This window comes from Fibrisoma limi BUZ 3, assembly GCF_000296815.2.
Lineage (GTDB): Bacteria > Bacteroidota > Bacteroidia > Cytophagales > Spirosomataceae > Fibrisoma > Fibrisoma limi.
In genome coordinates, this window is record NZ_CAIT01000004.1 from 1,057,870 (window position 1) to 1,078,229 (window position 20,360).

At 56.2% G+C, this 20,360-nt stretch carries 12 protein-coding genes; 11 read left to right on the forward strand and 1 reads right to left on the reverse strand.

Annotated elements, in window-relative coordinates:
* Positions 1-53: 53 nt before the first annotated feature.
* Genes BN8_RS04720 through BN8_RS04750 form a run of 7 tightly spaced genes read left to right on the forward strand, consistent with a single transcriptional unit; the run spans position 54 to position 14,116 of the window.
* Positions 54-1,745, forward strand: a complete 1,692-nt coding sequence (locus tag BN8_RS04720; protein WP_009280667.1) for a hypothetical protein — start codon at positions 54-56, stop codon at positions 1,743-1,745.
* Complete coding sequence (locus tag BN8_RS04725) at positions 1,729-7,593, forward strand: hypothetical protein (protein ID WP_009280668.1); 5,865 nt, start codon at positions 1,729-1,731, stop codon at positions 7,591-7,593. The genes BN8_RS04720 and BN8_RS04725 overlap by 17 nt, the downstream gene beginning before the upstream one ends.
* 2 nt (positions 7,594-7,595) lie before the next feature.
* Positions 7,596-8,306, forward strand: coding sequence for a hypothetical protein (locus tag BN8_RS04730; RefSeq protein WP_009280669.1), 711 nt, complete (start codon positions 7,596-7,598; stop codon positions 8,304-8,306).
* Positions 8,307-8,314: 8 nt separating this feature from the next.
* Positions 8,315-10,402 (forward strand): fibronectin type III domain-containing protein, encoded by a 2,088-nt coding sequence (locus tag BN8_RS04735; protein ID WP_192579021.1) that lies wholly within the window; start codon positions 8,315-8,317, stop codon positions 10,400-10,402.
* Between the two features lie 12 nt (positions 10,403-10,414).
* On the forward strand, positions 10,415-13,249 hold the full coding sequence (locus BN8_RS31530) for a fibronectin type III domain-containing protein (protein WP_009280671.1): 2,835 nt from the start codon (positions 10,415-10,417) through the stop codon (positions 13,247-13,249).
* Complete coding sequence (locus BN8_RS04745) at positions 13,246-13,686, forward strand: hypothetical protein (RefSeq protein WP_009280672.1); 441 nt, start codon at positions 13,246-13,248, stop codon at positions 13,684-13,686. Before BN8_RS31530 ends, BN8_RS04745 begins: the two co-directional genes overlap by 4 nt.
* Positions 13,687-13,711: 25 nt before the next feature.
* The gene (locus BN8_RS04750) at positions 13,712-14,116 is read left to right on the forward strand and encodes a hypothetical protein (RefSeq protein ID WP_009280673.1); all 405 of its coding nucleotides are present in this window, start codon (positions 13,712-13,714) and stop codon (positions 14,114-14,116) included.
* Positions 14,117-14,204: 88 nt separating this feature from the next.
* Here the strand turns inward: BN8_RS04750 and BN8_RS04755 are convergent, their stop codons facing one another.
* Positions 14,205-15,530 (reverse strand): glycosyltransferase, encoded by a 1,326-nt coding sequence (locus BN8_RS04755; protein ID WP_009280674.1) that lies wholly within the window; start codon positions 15,528-15,530, stop codon positions 14,205-14,207.
* Between the two features lie 232 nt (positions 15,531-15,762).
* Here BN8_RS04755 and BN8_RS04760 point away from each other — a divergent pair, with 232 nt between their 5' ends.
* The 4 genes from BN8_RS04760 (at position 15,763) to BN8_RS04775 (ending at position 20,300) form a co-directional block, all read left to right on the forward strand.
* On the forward strand, positions 15,763-16,194 hold the full coding sequence (locus tag BN8_RS04760) for a MarR family winged helix-turn-helix transcriptional regulator (RefSeq protein WP_040005327.1): 432 nt from the start codon (positions 15,763-15,765) through the stop codon (positions 16,192-16,194).
* Between the two features lies 1 nt (position 16,195).
* Positions 16,196-17,521 carry a TolC family protein gene (locus tag BN8_RS04765; RefSeq protein WP_040005328.1) on the forward strand — a complete coding sequence of 442 codons (1,326 nt, stop codon included), beginning with the start codon at positions 16,196-16,198 and terminating at the stop codon, positions 17,519-17,521.
* A 15-nt stretch (positions 17,522-17,536) separates the two neighbouring features.
* Positions 17,537-18,652, forward strand: a complete 1,116-nt coding sequence (locus BN8_RS04770) for an HlyD family secretion protein (protein ID WP_009280678.1) — start codon at positions 17,537-17,539, stop codon at positions 18,650-18,652.
* A 91-nt stretch (positions 18,653-18,743) separates the two neighbouring features.
* A complete protein-coding gene (locus BN8_RS04775) occupies positions 18,744-20,300 on the forward strand; it encodes a DHA2 family efflux MFS transporter permease subunit (protein WP_009280679.1) in 1,557 nt (518 codons plus the stop codon).
* Positions 20,301-20,360 lie beyond the last annotated feature (60 nt).

The window sequence follows — 20,360 nt, forward strand, 5'->3', positions numbered from 1 at the left end:
TCCGTCGGATACTTTTGTCGCAGCCATTCGGCACAACCGCTAACCCCTTGTGTATGCGCCTGTTTCTCTTCCTTCTTGGCTTTAGCTGCGTTGGCTTCCCCATCCTGGCTCAGACGAAATCGTCGCCGGTGAAGGTGTCGGGTGGGTTGAACGCCTACGCGGGGTTGTACACGGCCAGTGGCCTGGCGGCCCGTAACCAGACCTCGCCGTTTGGGCTGAGCGGCTCGGTAACGGTAAACCTGCCGGGCGGTATTTCGCTACCGTTCTCGGCGGTGCTGGGCAATCAGGGGAGTAGCTTTCGGCAACCCTTCAACCAGTTTGGCGTATCGCCGACGTACAAATGGGCGACTGTTCACGCCGGCTACCGGAACGTTACGTTTTCGCCGTTTACGCTGGCGGGGCATACGTTCTTAGGCGGAGGGGTTGAACTAAATCCCGGCAAACTGCGGGTGGGGGCGGTGTACGGGCGGCTCAACAAGGCCATTGCGTCGAACCTCGCCGAGCCGGATATTATTCCGTCGTACAGCCGCACTGGCTACGCTGTGAAAGTTGGCTACGGAAAACCCGGTAACTACGTCGATCTGGTCATGTTGCGGGCAAAAGACGATTCGCTGTCCATTGGCCCGGTAGCCCCAACCGCCGAACGTACCGTTAACCCCGCCGAAAACCTCGTCGTTGGCGCTACGTCGCGGTTGCTGATCGTCAAACACATTACGGTCGAGTTCGATGCGGCTGTCAGCGCCTATACCCGCGACCTCCGCAGCAGCGTAGTTTCAGGTGAAGGAAAATCGCCGGTGGTGCGCTTCTTCGGCCGGTTCTTCACACCCCGGCTGTCGACGCAACTGACGCAGGCCACGCAGGCCGCTATTGGATACCGCAACAAGATCGTTGGGCTGAAACTCCAGTACAAGCGCATCGACCCGAACTTCCAGACCATGGGTGCGTACTATTTCCAGAGCGATATTGAAAGCTACGCCATTGCGCCCACGCTTACAATGCTGGGCGGCAAACTGAATCTGGTGGGCAGTTACGGGGTGCAGTATGACAACCTTGGCCAGAACAAGAACGCCCGTACCGGACGCACCATCGGATCGCTGACGGCATCGGTCAATCCCAGCGCGAAATGGGGCTTCGATCTGCAATTATCCAATTATGGCATCAGCCAGCAGGCGGGTGTTCGGCCATTAATCGATACGCTCCGGCTCGCTCAGAACAACCTGTCGGCTACGGTCAACACCCGCTACACCATCCAGACGAACGAGGTGGCACACATCATTACGCTGACAACGACGTATCAGAAACTGAGCGACCTCAATACCAACACGGCCGCCTTCACCGAGAACACGAATACAAACCTGAACCTGGGCTATTTCTACCAGCAGACCGTAACGGGCTGGGGCCTGAACGCCATGCTGTCGTACACCGAAACGGGCCTGCCTGCGGCCGTGGTGATACCGGGTGCTGATTCCATTAGCCGGACGGTTCGCTTTTTCGGGCCTACACTCGGCGGTACGCAAGCCTTCCTCAACAAGAAGCTAACGACTTCCTTCAACGTAAGCTACCTGGTCAACCAGCAGAATGGCGTAACGGGAACGATCATCAACGCGTCGGTGAACGGCGGATATCAGGTCGCTAAGCGGCAGACTGTCAGCCTGAACCTGGGCTATCTCAACTCCAACACAGGACTGGCTGAACAACGATTCAACGAACTCAGAGGTAACCTCGGCTATGGCATCACGTTCTAACTCAGTAACCGCCGGGCGGCCCGGTGCGAAGACGCAGCGACTAACGCCACGGCCGCAAGACCTGCTTCGCGTGCTTTGCGCTATTCTTTGCGTCTTTGCGGTGAAAAACACGGCGTACGCGCAAACCTTTCCGCTACAAATTCAGGTCAACGTACTGCCTCCGTACAGTGCATACCTACAGGATTACGCCGGAGCCGGGCAGCGGGTGCAGATCTTGGTACGCAATACGACCCAGTGTCCGCTACGGTCGCGGTTCAACGGAACGCTCACCGGCGACAACGGCGTAGTCATCGCTACGTCGCCCCAGTACCGGCCCCTGCAGCCACTTCAATTGGCACCGGGCGAGAACCGGCTTCTCAGCCGCGCTGATCTGGAAGGACTATTTGACCTGGGCCAGATCGATGTACAGGGCATGGACAAGAATCTGCTGTATCGCGGATTGCCGCTGCCCGATGGCAACTATCAGTTATGCGTTCGGGCGTTCAGTGAAGGTACGCTCGGCGCACCGGGGACGGCCTGTTCCAACCGGCCGGCTGGCCAGCCGCTGTCGGCGGAGTTTCCGCTGGGCTGTTCGGCACCGATTGTCGTGCGGTCAGTCGAGCCCCCCATTACCATCAGCCCGCTTTGCGAATCGTCCGTTTCCCCAACCGTACCCCAGGGGCTTGTCTTTACTTGGACACCGCCGGTTGGTGTGTCGCCCGCGCAGGTAGACTACACCCTTCGGGTCGTGGAACTGCCGCAGGAGAACGTCGATCCGAACGTGTTCATCGACGCCATTGCGCTGCCAAAATCAGGGGTAGAAGTTCGGAACCTGCGCATCAATACGTTTCTCTATGGTCCTACCCAGCCGCCATTGCAGGTGGGCAAGCGGTATGCCTGGCGGGTGCAGGCCATTGATCGGTCTCGTCGGCTCAACTTTCTGAACGATGGCAAGAGCCCGGTTTGTGTCTTCACGTATGGCAAAGCGGATTCCTTCCAAAGTAAGCTGGACTCACTCAAAAAGGCGGGTGTGGTGATGAAAGTCAAGTCCGGCAACCTGCCCGTGAAGTGCTCCTGCCAGCTTGACATCACCGACGACGTCGTTGCTAATTCGGGGGTGCTGCAAAGCCGCTCCGCTACCGTGGCCGGGTTCCAGGTATCGCTGCTGGACAACGTTAATGAGGTGGACGGGAAGCTCAACGGCGACGGCATGATTCCCATCCCCATCGTCAACAGCTCCTACGCCAAACTGCGCGTGCAGCTCTATGACGTACAGTGCAATGCCGCCGGGCAGGTCATTGGCGGTGTGATTCGCGCCCGCTACAGCGACAAAGCCAATCCATCGCTGAAACCCAACTGGGATAACCCCGATTATACGCCCCCCGTATTAACCAGCGACCAGATCAGCAACATCAGCGAAACCTTGTCGAACAACAAAGACATGCTCGTTTCGTCGCTTAAAAACACGGTCAACAGCATCGGCTTCGAGGTACCCTTTGGAATCGACAAACGGATTGGGCCGGTCAATACGGTAATCGCCATCACCAACGTCACCTTCACGCCCGTAAACGCGTATTTCGATGCCAATACCTGGATTAAGACGCCCGGCGAATGGGTCAGCGGCATACCGCTCAGTGGCAAAAACCTGTGTCTTAGTCCGGAAAAGCCCTGTGGCGAGGGCATCTTGTACCTGGCCAGCGAATTGAAGCTGACGCCCTATTTCGCGCTGAAAGGGCTGGACGCTTTCCCGCCCAAAGGTCCGTGGGAAATGCCGGATACGACCCAGATTACACACGTGGTGTTCGATGTCGATGGGTATAAGCAACTGCGGGTACACGCCGGATTGAAACCGCCCGGACTGGTGAACGCCGAAACAAAAGACCCGCTGGAAATAGGGGTCAACTTTGGGCTGGTCGGTGCTGATTTCAGCAACTGGACTGCTCAGTTCAAGTTTCCGGAGTTCTACGTGACCGGCCTGGAGGACTTCAGGTTCTCGATGGACAACAACCAGCCGGCACTCTACGACCACTCCGAAACCACTACGCCCGGACCGCTCCCGACCGGCTACAAACCCGAAGCCGAAACGAACCTCTGGAAAGGACTGTATTTTCCAATGCTCCGGCTCAAACTGGGCGGGTTCTTCTCCAAAATGGCTCCCTCAGGCAAGGAACTGGCCAGTGGCGTCAAAAACCTCATCTACGACGATCAGGGGCTGACCGGACAGGCATTTCTGGCGAATCTGCTGGGCCTGGGCGAAGGTAACCTCGCTAGCTGGTACGCGTCGATCGATACGGTCGGGGTCGATTTTCTGAAAAGCAGCTTCAAAGGGTCGTTCATGGTTGGCCAGGTGGTGCTACCCATCTTCAAATACAAGGAGAACATGAACGAGAGTTCGGTATGGCCCTGGCGGTGTACACTGTCGAAGAACGAAAACGGGGGCGACATGGCCTACCAGTTTTTGATCAGCCCTAAGCAGGATGCCGCCGTTGACATCTGGAAAGCGCAGTTGTCGCTGAATAAAGACCTGACCTACATCACCGTTGGCAACAAAGGGGGGAGCTTACTGGCAGAAGCTGTACTGGACGGGAAAGTAAGCATCAATACCGGAACGTTCATTGCCCCCGGTATGACGTTCCATAAGCTGACGCTGATGTCGGCGGCTCCATACGTGAAGCTCGACGGGCTGGAAGCTTCGTTTGCCTCCCCCCAGAAAGACCTGGCGGGCATGCCGTTCACGCTTAGTAACGTAGGCTTGTCGGAAGCCAAAAAAGGACAAGAAGTCGTTGCTGGTCAGTTTGACTTTGGCTTCACGGGCAATCTTGATCTGGTCGAGTCGGCTCAACTGGCCCTGAGCACAACGGCCCGGGTCCGGTTCTCGGCCGGTCTGACGGGTGGGCGCCCGGATTGGCAGTACGTCGATTTTCTGGTTGACCGGATCAAAGGTAACGGAACCGTGGGACCCATGACGGCCGATGTCGATCTGGAGTTCTACCGCGATCATCCTATATATGGCAATGGGTTCGGCGGGGCGGCCAAGCTGGGTATCGGGTTTGTGGGAGGACTGGCCGTTAAAGCCCGCTTCGGCAGGACGCTGGCGACGGCAGGTGGCTTCCGGTATTGGTCTATTGGCGGAACGGCCGTACTGCCGGGTGGGGGCGTTGCCATCGGCACAACGCCGGTTGCTTTCAAGGGCTTTGGGGGCGGGGCTTATCAGCGCATGACTCAGTTCACCAACGACCAGGGCGAAATCGACTACAAGCCCGACAACAGCACCAAGCTCGGTTTTAAGGCCGAAGTGATTGTCGGTACGCTTGGCTCCAACTTGTTGAACGTCAGTGGGGCACTGACCATGGAGTTTGCTGAAAAACTAACGCCAACGTTGGTCAATATCCACGGCGATGCGTATCTGCTGGCCAATGCACCCCCTGCTTACGGAAACGAGCTGGCCAAAGGCACCATTGATCTCAAGTATAACATCGCTGACAACGTATTCGACGCCCAGGGGAGTCTGACCGCGCTCTATAGCGTAGGTGGCTTCGGAGTCAAGGCCGAAGCCAGACAGGTCGGTCTGCATATCAAGCCCGGTCAGGGACGATGGTTCTTTAGCCTGGGGGTACCGACGAACCGAAACAGCCTGAGCATCCTGCTTGGCGGTAAGCCGACATTTACCTTCGGCTCGTATCTGCTGACGGGCAATGACTTACCGGGCGACGTTGGCAAATTGCCGCCTAACCCGTACGGCGTTAGTCAGAGTGTACTCAACGACCTGAACTACTCCGGCATGGACGTGACACCGCTCATCAGCAAGGGGAAAAATCCAATGCTGGCGTTTGGCGCGGGCTACAGTTTACCGGGGAACAAGTACAGCGTTGGGCCATTCTTCCTGGACTTCGAAGGGGCGTTGGGTTACGATCTGGTGCTGTATAATACCGATCAGGCCTGCGGGGGCAGTTTGCCCGGTATCAACGGCTGGTACGCCAACGGGCAACTCTATGCCTACCTGTACTTTGCGCTGGGGATTGAGGTCGATACCTGGATCTACTCGGGTAAGATCAAGGCCCTGGAAGTGACAGCCGGAGCCTTGCTGGAAGGCGGTATGGTCAATCCTATCTGGTTCCACGGGAATGTACTGCTGCGCTACAACGTACTGGACGGGCTGGTAAAGGGCAAAGTGAACATGGATTTCTGGTACAACAAAGAAGGCCAGTGTAAACCGGCTTACACGCCCAGCAACCCCTTCGCCGATCTGCCGCTCATCTCCCGCATCGGCCCGAGCACGTCTGCTGATGATAAGGTATCAATTCTGACCCCGCTGTTTGCGGAGTTCAATTACCCGGTGGAATCGTGGATTGAGATCGACGAGCAGACGCCGGACGGCAAAGAACTACACCGTCGATTCCGTATTGTCTACAAAAAAGGGGAACGGTTCGGCTTGCAGCGGACCAGTAAGGACGGAGCTGATGCCGCCTGCACGAATGACGACGGTGGCTGGATCAAGTACAGCCAGAGTAACGAGGAGGATGCGACCAACTATGCGGCATACTTTTATCGGAGCACCGCCCTCTCGGCGAATGCGGCTTACAACCTGACGGTAGGCGTTGAGGTCTGGCACGACGATCCGAAGGCAGGATTTACCGTGTACAGTTACAAAGGTAAGCCCGTGGAACAAAGTGCCAGCGTATCGTTCCGGACGGGACCCTGCCTGACCTCATTGACCAACGAGGGCGGGGATAACGCTACGGTTTCGTTCTCGTACCCGTTTGAAGGGCAACGCTACTTCATGAAAAATGATGGGAGCAGCGGGTTCATCCGGCTGTCGGCGAAAATGTGCTGCATGGACAACCTGCAGAGCGACAAATACTACTCGCTGAAAGTTCGCTTCGTTCCGTATAAAGGCGGTGCGTTCGATTCGGGTAAACTCGGGGGTGCACTGGTGGCCGACGCCAAGTTTACTGACAACAACCGCGTCACCTACAACCTGCCCGTTGGCTTGCAGAACAGTACGCTCTACCGCCTGGAGCTTTACCGCGAACCCACCGACCTGCTGATCAAGGAGCAGCAGGCGCTGGAAGCCCAGGCGAAGCAGAAATCAGTGGCGGTTTCGGCAAAGAATCTGTTCGTTGGGCAGACCATCAATCTGGCGAGTCAGACAAGCCTCGCGGCAAAGGTGTACGTGCCCGGTCAGGAGTTGGGCGGACTGGGACAGGAGGTGAACAACAAGGCTCGTACGTTGACCGAGCAGACATTCCGGGTGCAGAGCCAGCCCGTGCCCGTAGCCTTGAATTCCGTCATTTACAAAGAGAAATATTACGACGTAGCCAATCTGAACATAACTGTGAAGGAGTCGGCCTCTCCCGACGACTACCGCAAGAAGTACGAGCAGGTGATCTATAGCTACTACTTCAAAACCAGTAAGTTCAATCAGCTGAAGGAGAAACTGGCCGCGTCGACGCTGCAGCCGCTGAAACAAACGGTATACCCGGTCCAGCGTAACGGCTATGTGGTTGACAACGCCTACTCGATTCCGTTTACAGCCCCGGAGCGATTTGATGAGTACGAACTGTTACCGAGGGCCGTTGCCGGGGGCGTTACGTTGCAGCCGCTGGTGAACTACCGGGCCGGAGCCAGCACCGATAACGCGTGGTTTAAGGACTTCGTGTATCCAGTCTTCAGCAACATTTTTCCCTATACATCACTGGAAGCGTCATTGAACGGGCAAACGATCAATACCGCACTGGATGCCGCCAATTCTATGGTTGTGTTCGATCCGGCCAACTCCGCCAAACCGGAACCGCGGCTATCTAAAAAAGCACTCGACGAGCTGCTGATTATCAAAGGAGTCATGCAAGGATTCAACCAGAAGCAATAACCATGAAAACGATAACCCGGCTGGTGCTCTTCGTGAGCCTGTGGTATACCCCCGCCTTCGGTCAGGTAAAGGGAAGCCTGAACAAGACCATGGAAAAGAACGGGGGCGTAAAAAGCACCCTCGAAACAACGAAGGGCGAGCTAATGCAGATGGCGAACACGCCGGTAAGCAATACGTCGGAAGGCGGAGAGTTCTGGATGCCACTGGTTACGATCGAAACCAAAGACCCCATTACAGACTATGCGTTCGGTGAATCGGGGAGCCCCGTCAGCTACAGCTTCGGCTACAAGTCCTGGGTGGTCTACGACGAGTGGTGGAAGCGCATGAGTGCCTGCATAGACAAACTGGGGGAGTTCTGGGACAAGTATCCGGGCTGCATCACGGCGCAGAAGAAAGACGAACTGGTCAAATGCCTCGGGGAAACCCACGAAACCAAGGCGTTCATGAAGGTGGTGACTGAAAACAACCAACTGGCGGGTGTTTTTCTGTTCTACGATGGCTACTACGACTACTACCGGTGGCGGGATTTCATACCCATGAAGAAGTACGCCGGGAAAGCCGGCTTCAGTGTCGAGTTCCTGGCCGCTGACGCCTTCGATTTTTATACGCCTATTCTCAACGGTAATCTCTCCAGCCTGCAATACAACGCCGAAGCGCCCGGCAAGAACAAAGGTAAATGGGCCATGACCGGCAAGTTTTTACCGCTCAAATGATCACCACCATGCGTACGCTATTTATACTGTTGCTGCTGACTACGTTGAGCCCTGCCATAGCGCAGCGCCGGGCTGCGGCAGTTCTCCCCAATAAACAGCCACGACCAACCCGCTACCACGTTGGTGCACTTACCCGTTCGTACGGTGACTCGGTCATGGTGCGCTGGGCTCCTGCCGATGCCTTGCTGTTCAAAGCAGCCGTGCGCTCCGGTGGCTATGCCCTGACGCGCCGGACGGTCAACGCCGACCGGTCTATTACGACGGATTTTCGGGTTGCCGTGAAACCCTGGACCGTAGAGGAGTGGAAACAGCGCGTCAGTCCCCGCGATACGTTGGCTGGTGTTTGTGTGCAATTGCTGTACGGTAAAAACGAGCCGCTGGCTAGTACGGAAGCCGTTTCGCTGGATAAGCTGATGCAGCAGAAAAACCAGAATGATCTGCGCATGGCTATTGCGCTGGTTCTGGCGGATGCCAATCCGGTTCACGCCCGGGGAATGGGGCTTGGGTTCATCGATAAAAACGTGAAGCGGGGTGCCCGTTACGTCTATTCCGTCACCGCCCTGACCGACACGACGCTGTATCCGTCCGATACGGCGGCCGCGATGGTTGTCAACGATGGACCTGGCGAACGCCCGGCTATGGTAACCGTTCGGGCGGAGGCCGGCGACCGTACCGTTTCGCTGGTCTGGAGCCGGGCGTTAGCCGATGCTCAGTTTACGGCTTACTACGTCGAACGGTCAACCGATGGCGGCAAGACATTCAGGCGGATTAACCAGCGGCCCTGGATTCAGCCGCCAACCGGTAAGTTTGCGCAGGTGTATTCCTTCTCGGATTCGGTGGCGCAGAACTATCGGTCGTACCAGTATCGTGTTTTGGGTCTGACGCCGTTTGGAGAGTTGAGCACACCGTCGGCGACCGTATCCATACGGGGTATCGACCGGACACCCCCCGAAGCGGTCACCGACGTGCGGACAACACACCTGAAAGCTAGTCAGGTTCGTATAACGTGGCAGCGCAGCAAGACCGAAGGTGATCTGGCTGGATACTTCGTGGCAAAGGCCAATTCAACCGAAGGTCCCTTCCTGCCCTTGACGAGTCGATTGCTGCCAGGTAACCAACGCGAATTTGTTGATACGACCGCGCTGCCGTATCTGCCGACGTACTACATGGTCGTAGCGGTCGATACGGCCCGGAATGCCAGCCGTTCGCTGCCAGCCTACTGCTTTTTCAACGACACGAAAGGACCGGCCAAGCCGAAAAACCTACAGGGCTATATTGACTCGACGGGTTTTGTACGTATCGTCTGGGACCGGAACACCGAACCTGACTTGCTTGGCTATTCGGTCATTGCGGCAAATGATCCGTCGCACGTATTTACGGCCGAAACACCGGGCTTTCTGGCCATTCCGGTATTCAACGATACGACTACGCTCCGGACGCTGACCCGCAAAAAATACTACCGGGTGATTGCCTACGATAAGAACCTTAATCCCAGCGAACCGTCCGACGTTCTGGCGTTGACCCGCCCCGACAAGCTTCGGCCGGTGGCTCCGGTAATCAGTACGTACACGGCCGGCGATACCACCGTCACGCTTGCCTGGTCCCGGAGCAGCAGCGATGATGTCGCTCGTCAGATTGTACTGCGCCGGGAGAGTGCCGTAAGCCGATGGACGGAAGTTAAAACGATTGATAAAACACAAACGAGCTTCACCGATTCGGGGCTTAAACCCAACACGGCGTATTCGTATGCGCTGGTTGCCGTTGACTCGGCCGGCCTGCGTTCTGAAGCGTCGTTTCCGCTGCATACCAAAACCCTGCGGCTATCGCCCCGGCCCGTGAGTGACCTGACCGTGCGCTTTGGTGCCGACCAGAAAACGGTATCGCTGGTGTGGTCGTACCCCCGGCAGGATGTCCGGTTTGTGGTCTATCGGGCGATGCCGCAAAGCGGTTTGCGGAGCTACGATTCCGTGAATCGCAAAACCACCTTCGACGACAATCGGGTGTCGGCCGGGCAGTACGAGTATGCCGTTCGGGTTATCTACCCCGACGGCACCGAGTCTAATTTATCCAACCTGGCCCGGGTCACGATCCGCTAAACCCCATTCGACATGAAATCGATCTACATGCTGTGTCTGCTCGCGTTGTGTCTGCTGGGTCATACTGCCACTGCCCAGACGCCCGGTACCGTAGCGGCCCGGACGGTGAACTCAACCCAGATCTGCGTAACCTGGACCAATACGTCTCCGCGCGTGTCGGCCAACGAAATCTGGCGCAGCACTGACAACCGTAATTTTACGAAGATCGCCGACGTAACCGCCAGCGCTACCGAATACTGTAATACGGGGCTAACGCCAAATACGCGATATTATTACTACGTCAAGGCGCTGGTGCCAGGAACATCCGGATTCGCTTCGGCAACGGTCAATGCCCAGACCTACGCAACGCCACCGGTGGTTAATGACTTGAAAGCCACGGTGAAAAATGGGAATGTAATCGAGTTGAGCTGGACGGACGTTGCTAAGGAGGGGACGTACGTTGTTGAACGACGTACCGGGCAGTCAGGACGTTTCGAACGGATTGCTACGTCAGGGGCGGGCTACACCGACAGGAGTGTACAGCCGGGTGTCGAGTACTGTTATCGGGTACAATATGACGCATCTTACGAGCCAGCGGGTTACTCTACCATTGTCTGCGCGACGGTTCCCCTGGCTCCAACCAGTATTGTCAACCTGAAAGCGACGGCATTGAACAGCAGTGCCATTCAACTAACCTGGAACCCCTTTGGCAAGGAATCGTCCATCTTCATCGAACGGCGGCTGGGGCAGTCGGGGCGGTGGGAGCGGATCAAAGACTGGCTGGGCGATAGCGGAGAATACACCGACACCGGATTGCCATCCAATACTGAATTCTGTTATCGCATTGGCGAAAGCGGCCATGAGTACTCGGCCATTGTCTGTGCTACTACCCAACAGAGCATTCCGAATGCGCCGGCGCGACTGGTCGCCAGCGCCGTTTCGGCCACGCAGATCAATGTACAGTGGGCCGACGTATCCGACAACGAAACGGGCTTTGAGTTGGAACGAGCTGCTCAACCGGGTGGGCCGTTCGAGAAGATCGCTGATCTTGGGGTTAACACAACCAGCTATGAAGACAAGAATCGGAACGCCAGCACGCAGTATTGCTACCGGGTGCGGGCCAAAAATGCCGGGGGCGTTTCGGGGTTCTCCAATACCGACTGCGCGGCTACCCAGGCACCGCCCGTACCGCCACCAGCCGCGCCGACCGGTCTGAGTGCCGTAGCCGTGTCATCCAGCCAGATTAACCTGAACTGGACCGACAACGCTGCCAACGAAACGGGCTACGTGGTTGAGCAGAGTCTGGACGGTACCAGTTTTACAAAAATCGCCGACCTCCGGCCGGATGTGACCACGTTTCAGAACACAGGGCTAAATTCGGCTACTCGCTACGTGTACCGGGTCTATGCGGTCAACGCTGGTGGACAGTCGCCGGTGTCCAATAACGCAGCGGCTACTACCTTCGACGTAGCCCCGCAGGCCCCGGCTCGACTGACGGCGCAGGCGGTGTCGTTCAGCCAGATCAACCTGACCTGGGCTGACCTGTCGGGCAATGAAACCGGTTTCCAACTGGAGCAGAGTACCGACGGAACCACCTTCACGAAGATTACTGACCTCGGGCCAAACACGACCAGCTATCAAAACACGGGCTTAACCGGCTCAACGCGCTATTACTACCGTGTTCGGGCCGTCAACGCCATCGGGCCATCGGGTTATTCAAACGTAGCGGATGCCACAACTCCTGCGGCTCCGGTGCCACCACCAGCCGCGCCAACCGGTCTGACTGCTGTAGCCGTATCATCCAGCCAGATCAACGTAAACTGGACTGATAACGCTACGAATGAAAGTGGTTTTGAACTCGAGCAAAGTCTGGATGGAACGACGTTCAACAAGATTGCGGACCTGGCTGCCAACACAAGGTCGTACCAACATACCGGCTTGACGCCAGCCAGGAAGTATGTTTACAGGGTCAGAGCGATCAATGCGGGCGGGCAGTCGGCCTACTCGAACCTGGCGGACGCGACAACCTTCGACGTGCCGCCCGTAGCCCCGGCCCGGCTAACGGCTCAGGTCATTTCGTTCAACCAGATTAATCTGCAATGGGCCGATCTGTCGACCAATGAAACAGGCTTTCAGATAGAGCAGTCGACAGATGGAGTGACCTTTACGAAGATCGCAGATTTAGGCCCTAATGCGACTTCCTATCAGCATACAGGCCTAAGCGGCTCAACCCGCTATTACTACCGTGTTCGGGCCGTCAACGCCATCGGGCCATCGGGCTATTCAAACGTAGCGGATGCCACAACCCTCGCCCCGCCCGTACCTGATGCGCCGAAAAACCTACAGGTTGAACCGCTGGATTTTGACCGGATTCGTCTGACCTGGGAGCCGCTGACGGGCAATCCAACCGGGGTGATCATCGAGCGGTCGACCAGCCCCACGGCAGGCTTTTTCGAGATTGGACGGCAATCGGCGGGGCCACGCGAGTTTTTCGACCGCGAAATTCTGGACTATAATACGTACTACTACCGCATTAAAGCCACCAACGATGCCGGTAGTTCGCCATACAGCAACGTAGCTAAACTGGACCCCGATGCCCTGATTACGGCGGTTGCGCCTAAAATCGAACCTAAGCGAATGGTGTATGCCGCCGAGCGAATCCTGTACGTCCAGCCGGGTAAGCTGATGCCCCGGGGAGCGGCCGTTCGGGTGATGGACGCCCGGGGGACAGCCGTTCTCAACGAACGAATTCCGGCGGGGAGTGCAACGGGCTGGCAGCGTGATCTGCGTGGATTACCCGTCGGGCTGTATGTAGTACTCGTTGAATTGGATGGTCAGCGCATCACGCAAAAAATCATGATTTTATGAAACGCATCGCATTCTTTATACTCATTAGCGTTGTCGCGGGTTGTCGGCCCAAGGCGGTTACGCCCATCAACGACCTGATCGGTAAAATCTGGCAGGCAAAGCAAGTGAAAGAAGGTACGACGGTGGTGTACACGGCCGGAGCAACCAGTAATGTCCGGCCGGGCTATGTGAATTTCCGGCTGAATCTTAGCCAGGCCGACAAAGCCATACTGACCGATCTGGATGGCCGGCCAACGACTGGTACCTGGAGCATATCGCCGGACAACCAGCGGCTGATTCTGGAAAACCTGACCCCGAAACCATCGGGCAGTATCGGTACTGTCGAGTTCTACATTACAGCAACGCCTACCGAAGCCGAACTTCACCTGCTACGTACGTCCGAAAGCCGGAAAACAGGCAATAGCTTAAATGAGTATTTATTAGTGCCGGCTAACTAGCCGCTTCACAAACGACCCAAGTAATATGGCAACTGTTGAAGGCAGAATCAGCACCTACGACCTGCATTTTGATCACGGCCGCGGCAAAACCCCGGCCCAGCCTGACTGGCGGACCAAGTTCATCCACCTCCGCTTTGAGGGAAGTGCGCCCCAGTTGACACTGTTTATCCTGAGTTTTGTACCGGATCGCCAGGCTGCATCGACCGGGGAGGTCATCAAACTGTCGGACGGTACGTTCCGGGCCAGTGCCCGAATTCCGGCCGATGAGTTTTCGCAGTATTACGATATGCTACGGAAAGAAAAACCGGTTTCTGTGCGGCTTCAGTACGATGCGGAACCGGCGGCCGGGCAGTCGGCACCCATCACCAGTTTTTCGGTATTTACTGGCCCCGAACCCGTTGGCGAAGGGGAACAGGATACATCTGCTTAGTACTTCGACCCGAGCCCACGATTGTACCGGATCAACCCGAAGGCCGTCGGTGTTGCTGACGGCCTTCGGGTTGATCCGCGTATTTGAGTTAGATTGCTTCTACGGCTTCGTGTTGCTTGCGCGGTTGTTTGGCCAGCAGCTCGTTGATATATCGCTCACTCAACGCCATTGGGTCGTACTGAGCGAACTCCGTCCGCAACCGGGCTAAGTTCCGGCGGTAGGTCTGATCGGTCAGAACCGTTTCGACGCTTGTCCGGATCTGGTCCGGCGTAGGGGTTTCTGTCTTCAGATTCATCCCCAGTTTGAAATAGCCAATGCGGGCTGCAATCTCGTTTTTACCCTCGTGAACACCGGCAGCTACCATTGGCAGGCCATGCTGAATGCTCAGCATCACTCCGCCGAAACCCGAATTGGTTACGTATACGTCGGCATGGGGCATGATGAGGTTAAAGTCAATGAAGTCTTCGATGATGACATTTTTCTGCGGATACCGGGCGCGCAACTCGGCCGTTTTAGAACCGCCCGTTGTTATGACGACCAGGTGATCGGTGTCTTTGAACGCTTCGAGCGTCGGCACCAGAATCTTCTCCGGATCGCGTTCTACCGTGCCCTGCGTGGCCAGAATTACCTTTTTATACTGCTTCAGTTTGGCCGCATGGGCAAAGTTTGGCTTAATACCGCTGGAGTAGGGGAGAAGCGGGCCGACAAACCGGACGTTAGCACTCATCTTGCTCCGTTTGTATTCAAAGCCCGGTACACCACTTTGCAGGTACAAATCGGCGGTGCGGATAAACGAGTCGAAGACAAAATCACGGGCTGGTTCCATGTTATAGCGCTGCCGGATCTCGTTGTACAAATCGTCGCAGGGCTTGAAGAGGATACGGGTAGTCATAAAGCGCAGGAAGTCCTGCTTCAGCCGCCCAAAGAAACCGGTAGCAGGCTCCATACCCAGGCCGGCCGGTGGCAGTTCTTTCGAGGTTTCACTCAGGGGCACAATGCCTACGGCCGCTACCGGAACGTTCAGAATATGGCGCAGCATGGGAGCCGCTGAGAACATGGTGTCGCATATGAGCAGATCGAATGGGAATGATTTGTGGATGGCCGTAACGTCGGTAATGAATTCGGGAGCGCGCAGCAGGAAGACATTGTTGAGGTCAAAGCGCAGCCGGGGTACGGTCCCTTTGATCTTCTGACGTTCAGGGAAAACCTCGTCCAGATTCTCCTGATTGATAACCTGGGCTTTATGGTAAGGGTAATGAATCAGGCCCAGCTTTTTCACTTTGGCACCGTAGTGTCCGCCCACGTACCAGCGTACGTCGTGACCCTGGTTATGCAAATGAACAGCCAGACCAGTCAGGGGGTTGAAGTGGCCATCCATTGGCATGGTGGCAAACAGGATTTTTTTAGTTGTCATCGTATTTGTTGGTAAAAGGTCAATAAAAAGGAAGGTTGTCTGTTGACGGATCAAAAATGGCGCTCAGACGCGCCAGAAATCAATCAGCAACCGTCTGAAACGGAAAAAGCCACCGATGAACTGACTATTGTCGGCAGCGAATACAGCGGGATTATAATCTCATTAAAATCTGTTTAAACAAAATTTGTTTAAACAAATGTTGGTTATTCCTGTAAACGAAACAAGACACACCATGAACGGTCCATTTCGAAACCAATACCACCGGCTCATTGCCAATTTGCATCGGACAGATGGCTTCATTATCAATTACTTCCAGCAGAAGCTGTCGCCCCATGACCTGTCGGTTCAGCAGTATTCGGTGCTTCGGCGGCTGCAGGATGTGTATCCCGATTCGCTGACGGTCAGTGAGGTAAAAGAGCGTTTGGCGGATCATAACTCCGACATCACCCGGTTGATTGACCGGCTGGTTGCCAAGAATCTGGTGGTGCGGGAAGTGGATGAACAAAACCGGCGACGCGTTAATCTCCGCCTGACGGACGACGCGAACCGTTTTGTGGGGGAGGTGGCGCAGGAATTCAAAGACTTTGAATCGATCGTCAACCACCTCACCGACGAAGAAGTGGAAACCTTGAATATACTCCTGGATAAAATCAGAAATGCTTAGTATGAAAAACTGCGTAATGTGGGCCGGGCTATGGTTGCTCGGCCTGGGTAGCGCCGTAGCGCAACCGACGCCGTTGCCACTTAACCGGGCAATCGAGCTGGCGTTGCAGAACAACACGACGCTGAAATTAGCGAACTCGCGGGTACAGACGGCGGAAGCCCGGCTGCAACAGGCCAAAGAACAGAGCCTGCCGCAGGCATCGGCTTCGCTGTCCTATTCGCACTACAACCTGACGTCGCCCTTTGCGCTTGGCGGGGGAGACGGTACAAAGCCCTTGTTTGCCATTCCGACGGGAGCTTTTGACGCAACTATGGGGGGCGTTACGGTCAGCAAATCCATTTTTGGTGGCTTTGCCGAGCAATCCGCAAAGCTGTCGGCCCAATTACTGGCCGACGCAAGCCGGCTGGATGCCCAGCGGAACCGCTCCGAACTTGTCTACACCGTTACGGCTTCGTATTACAACATTGTCAAGCTGATGCGCTCGGCGGCCATCATCGACCAGAACATTCGTCAGTTCGACGAACGTGAGCGCGAAGCCAGAAACCTGGCGCGGGAAGGGGTCGTCACCGACAACGAAGTACTGAAGATCCAGTTGCAGAAGAATAACCTGCAACTGAGCCGCCTGGAAGTGGATAAAGCACGTCAAACGGCTACGTACAACCTGGCGCTGCTGGTCGGCTTGCCCGAAGGACAGGCCATCTCGGTCGATACGTTACTGAACAATCCGGCCGTGACGGCTCAACCGCTCAGCGATTTTCTGGCGCAGGCCGTGCAGGTGCGTCCTGAAGTACAGGCTAATGCGTTACGGACCCGCGCGGCTGAATCGGGCCTGCGGGCTACGAAGGGCGCGGCCTTACCGCACCTGGGCGTATCGGCCGGGTATAACTACATCAACCCGACCCGTAAGCTGCTGCCCGAAACCAATTCGTACATCAGCGCCTGGAACGTAGGGCTGGGGCTTAGCTATAACATTGGTTCGCTCTACAACCACAAAGGCAAAGTGGCCGAAGCCAAAAATACGGTTGATCAGGCCAATCTCCAGAGTCAGCAGCAGATTGACCAGATCAAGAATGAAGTTGTCAGCGAGTACAACAACTATCAACTGGCACTCGAAAAGCAGAACGTCATCCAAACGGCCCTGAAACAGGCGCAGGAAAACTACCGGCTGACCGAATCGCGGTTCCGCAATGGGCTGGTGCTGTCCAGCGACCTGCTCGAAGCCAACAGCTTCCAGATTCAGGCGCAACTGAACTCTCTCAACTCTACCGTCGACGCTCAACTGGCGTATCAACGGCTACTGAAAGCGACCGGCAGCAATCTCAACTAGTGCTCGACAAACATCATGGCTAATTCTAAGAAAACTCTATTTCGCATCGGCGGGGTCATTATCCTGGCTGTTGCCATCTTCTTTGGGTATAGCGAATTCCGCTACCTGCAATTGCATGAAACCACCGACGACGCCCAGATCGACGGCGATGTTGATCCCGTGACCCCGAAGGTGGGTGGTTACGTGAAAGCGATTCGGTTCAACGATAACCAGTACGTGAAAGAAGGCGATACGCTGGTCGTACTCGACGATGCGGATTACCGCATCCGGGCAGCCCAGGCGGAAGCCGCTCTGCAAAGCGCCCTGGCCAGTGCGGGCGTAACGCGCTCAAGCGTAGGGGTTGCTTCGGCCACGGTGCAAAGCTCGCAGGCATCGGTGCAAACGGCCCGAGACAACGTAGCCACAGCCCAGGCCAATGTAGCAGCCGCTCAGGCCCGCTTCTGGAAGGCATCGCAGGACTTCACCCGGTATGAGCGGCTACTGGCCGAACGCACCGTACCGCAGCAGCAGTTCGACGCCGTGAAAGCCGAACGCGATGCGGCCCAGGCCCAGCTTCAGGCCGCTCAGGCGCAGTTGCGTACGGCGCAGTCGCAGGTGAACGCAGCCGGTACGCAGACATCCGTAACGAATTCGCAGCAACGCGTAACGCAGGGCCAGATTTCGGTGGCTCAGGCGGCTGTGAAGCAACGTCAGGCCGAGCTTGATCTGGCCAGACTTCAACTATCATACACCATCGTACGGGCTCCGGCATCGGGCATTGTATCCCGGCGGGCCGTGCAGGTTGGGCAGTTGATTCAGCCGGGTCAGGCGTTGTGCTCCGTGGTTGGTCACTCAAACCTGTGGGTAACGGCTAACTTTAAGGAAACGCAGTTGCAGCACATGCAGCCCGGGCAGCGCGTAGACATTGATGTGGACGCGTACGAAGGCGAAAAGCTGTCGGGTCAGGTCGGTTCGTTTGCCGGGGCAACCGGAGCCCGGTTCTCCTTATTGCCACCTGATAATGCAACGGGTAACTACGTAAAAGTGGTGCAGCGGATTCCGGTTCGGATTGAACTGGATAAGAACAGTCCTGTGTACGCTAAACTCCGGCCGGGTATGAGCGCGACCGTAGCGGTAAACTTACAGAAATAATACATCGGGATTCGGTTTCCGGTTTACAGAGTTCGGGTATAAACCGTCTACTGTAAACTGAAACCGAATACCGCATAACTCTCAATACTTCATGCGATTTGGTTTTGATAAATGGATCGTGGTGATAACAGTAACCACGGCGGCCCTGCTGCAAACCATTGACTCGTCGATCGTGAACGTAACCCTGAACCAGATGATGGGTAACCTCGGTGCATCGCTGGGTGATATTAGCTGGGTGGTGACGGGGTACGCAGCCGCCAGTGCGGTCATGATCACGATGTCGGGCTGGTTGACGGCCAAACTTGGCCGCAGAAACTACTTCGCGGCTTCGATCGTCCTCTTTACAATCGCTTCAATCTTCTGCGGTACGGCCACAAACGTCTGGGAGCTGGTCTTCTTTCGGGTCGTACAGGGTATCGGGGGCGGTGGGCTGCTCACAACGGCGCAATCGATTCTGATCCAGACGTTTCCGAAGGAAGATGTGGGCATCGCCAACGCAATCTTCGGGCTGGGTGTCATCATCGGCCCCTCTATTGGGCCTACGCTGGGTGGTTATATCACGGATAATCTTTCCTGGAACTGGGTGTTTTTCATCAACATCCCCTTCGGTATTCTGGCCACCTTCCTGACCTATATGTACATCAAAGAGCCGGCCGAGAAAATGGTGGCGGGCAAGATGGACTGGCTTGCGTTGTTTCTGTTGATTGCGGGCATTGGCGGATTACAGATTATCCTGGAAAAAGGTCAGGAGAAAGACTGGTTCGACTCGAGCTTTATCATCGGTATGTCCATTGCCGCCGGCATTGGCCTGATCGGGTTTATCTGGCGACAGTTGACGGTAAAAGCGCCAATCCTCGATCTGCGGTTACTACGTCGGCGACGGTATGCGGTTGGTACGCTGTTTAATTTCATTCTGGGCTTCGGGCTGTTTGCGTCAGTGTTCATCGTTCCGGTTTTCTGTCAGACCATCCTGGGTTTTACGGCGAGTCAGACGGGCTGGTTGCTGATGCCGGGTTCGCTCGCAACGGCCATGATGATGCCGGTAGTGGGTGGCCTTTTGCGGAAGAATGTCATCTCGCCCATCTGGTACGCCGGCATTGGTTTTCTGCTGTTCTTTGGGTTCTGTTACGACCTGTCGGCCATCAGCCTGGATGCGGGTCCCGACTATTTCTTCTGGCCGCTGGTCATCCGGGGCATCGGCATGGGGCTGATCTTTATTCCGCTGACTACCGTTACGCTGGCCGACCTGGAGAGCATCGAGATTCCGCAGGGGTCTGCCCTGTCGAACACGATCCGGCAGTTGGGTGGTACGTTCGGTACGGCCATCATGACAACCTACATCTCCACCCGTTCGGTGCTGCACGTGTCAAGGCTTTCGGACAACATCTCGATGTATAACCCGCTGTCGGCCGAGCGCATCCGGCAGTACACCAGCCTGTTCCTCTCAAAAGGCGACGCGTTGGTGAATGCCACGGCGAAGGCATACGCCATGATGAAAGGGACGGTGATGCGGCAGGCGCTCGTGATGACGTATGCCGATGCGTTCCTGGTCATCGGCGGCTTCTTCCTGGTCTGCGTACCCCTGCTGTTGCTGTTCATCGGCAAAAAAGTGGAGGCCCCGCAGCACGTCGAAATGGCTATGGAGTAGTCCGAAGTCGTTGGACGTAGTAGCTTCACAAAAAATACCCCGGCAGGCTTCTGCCGGGGA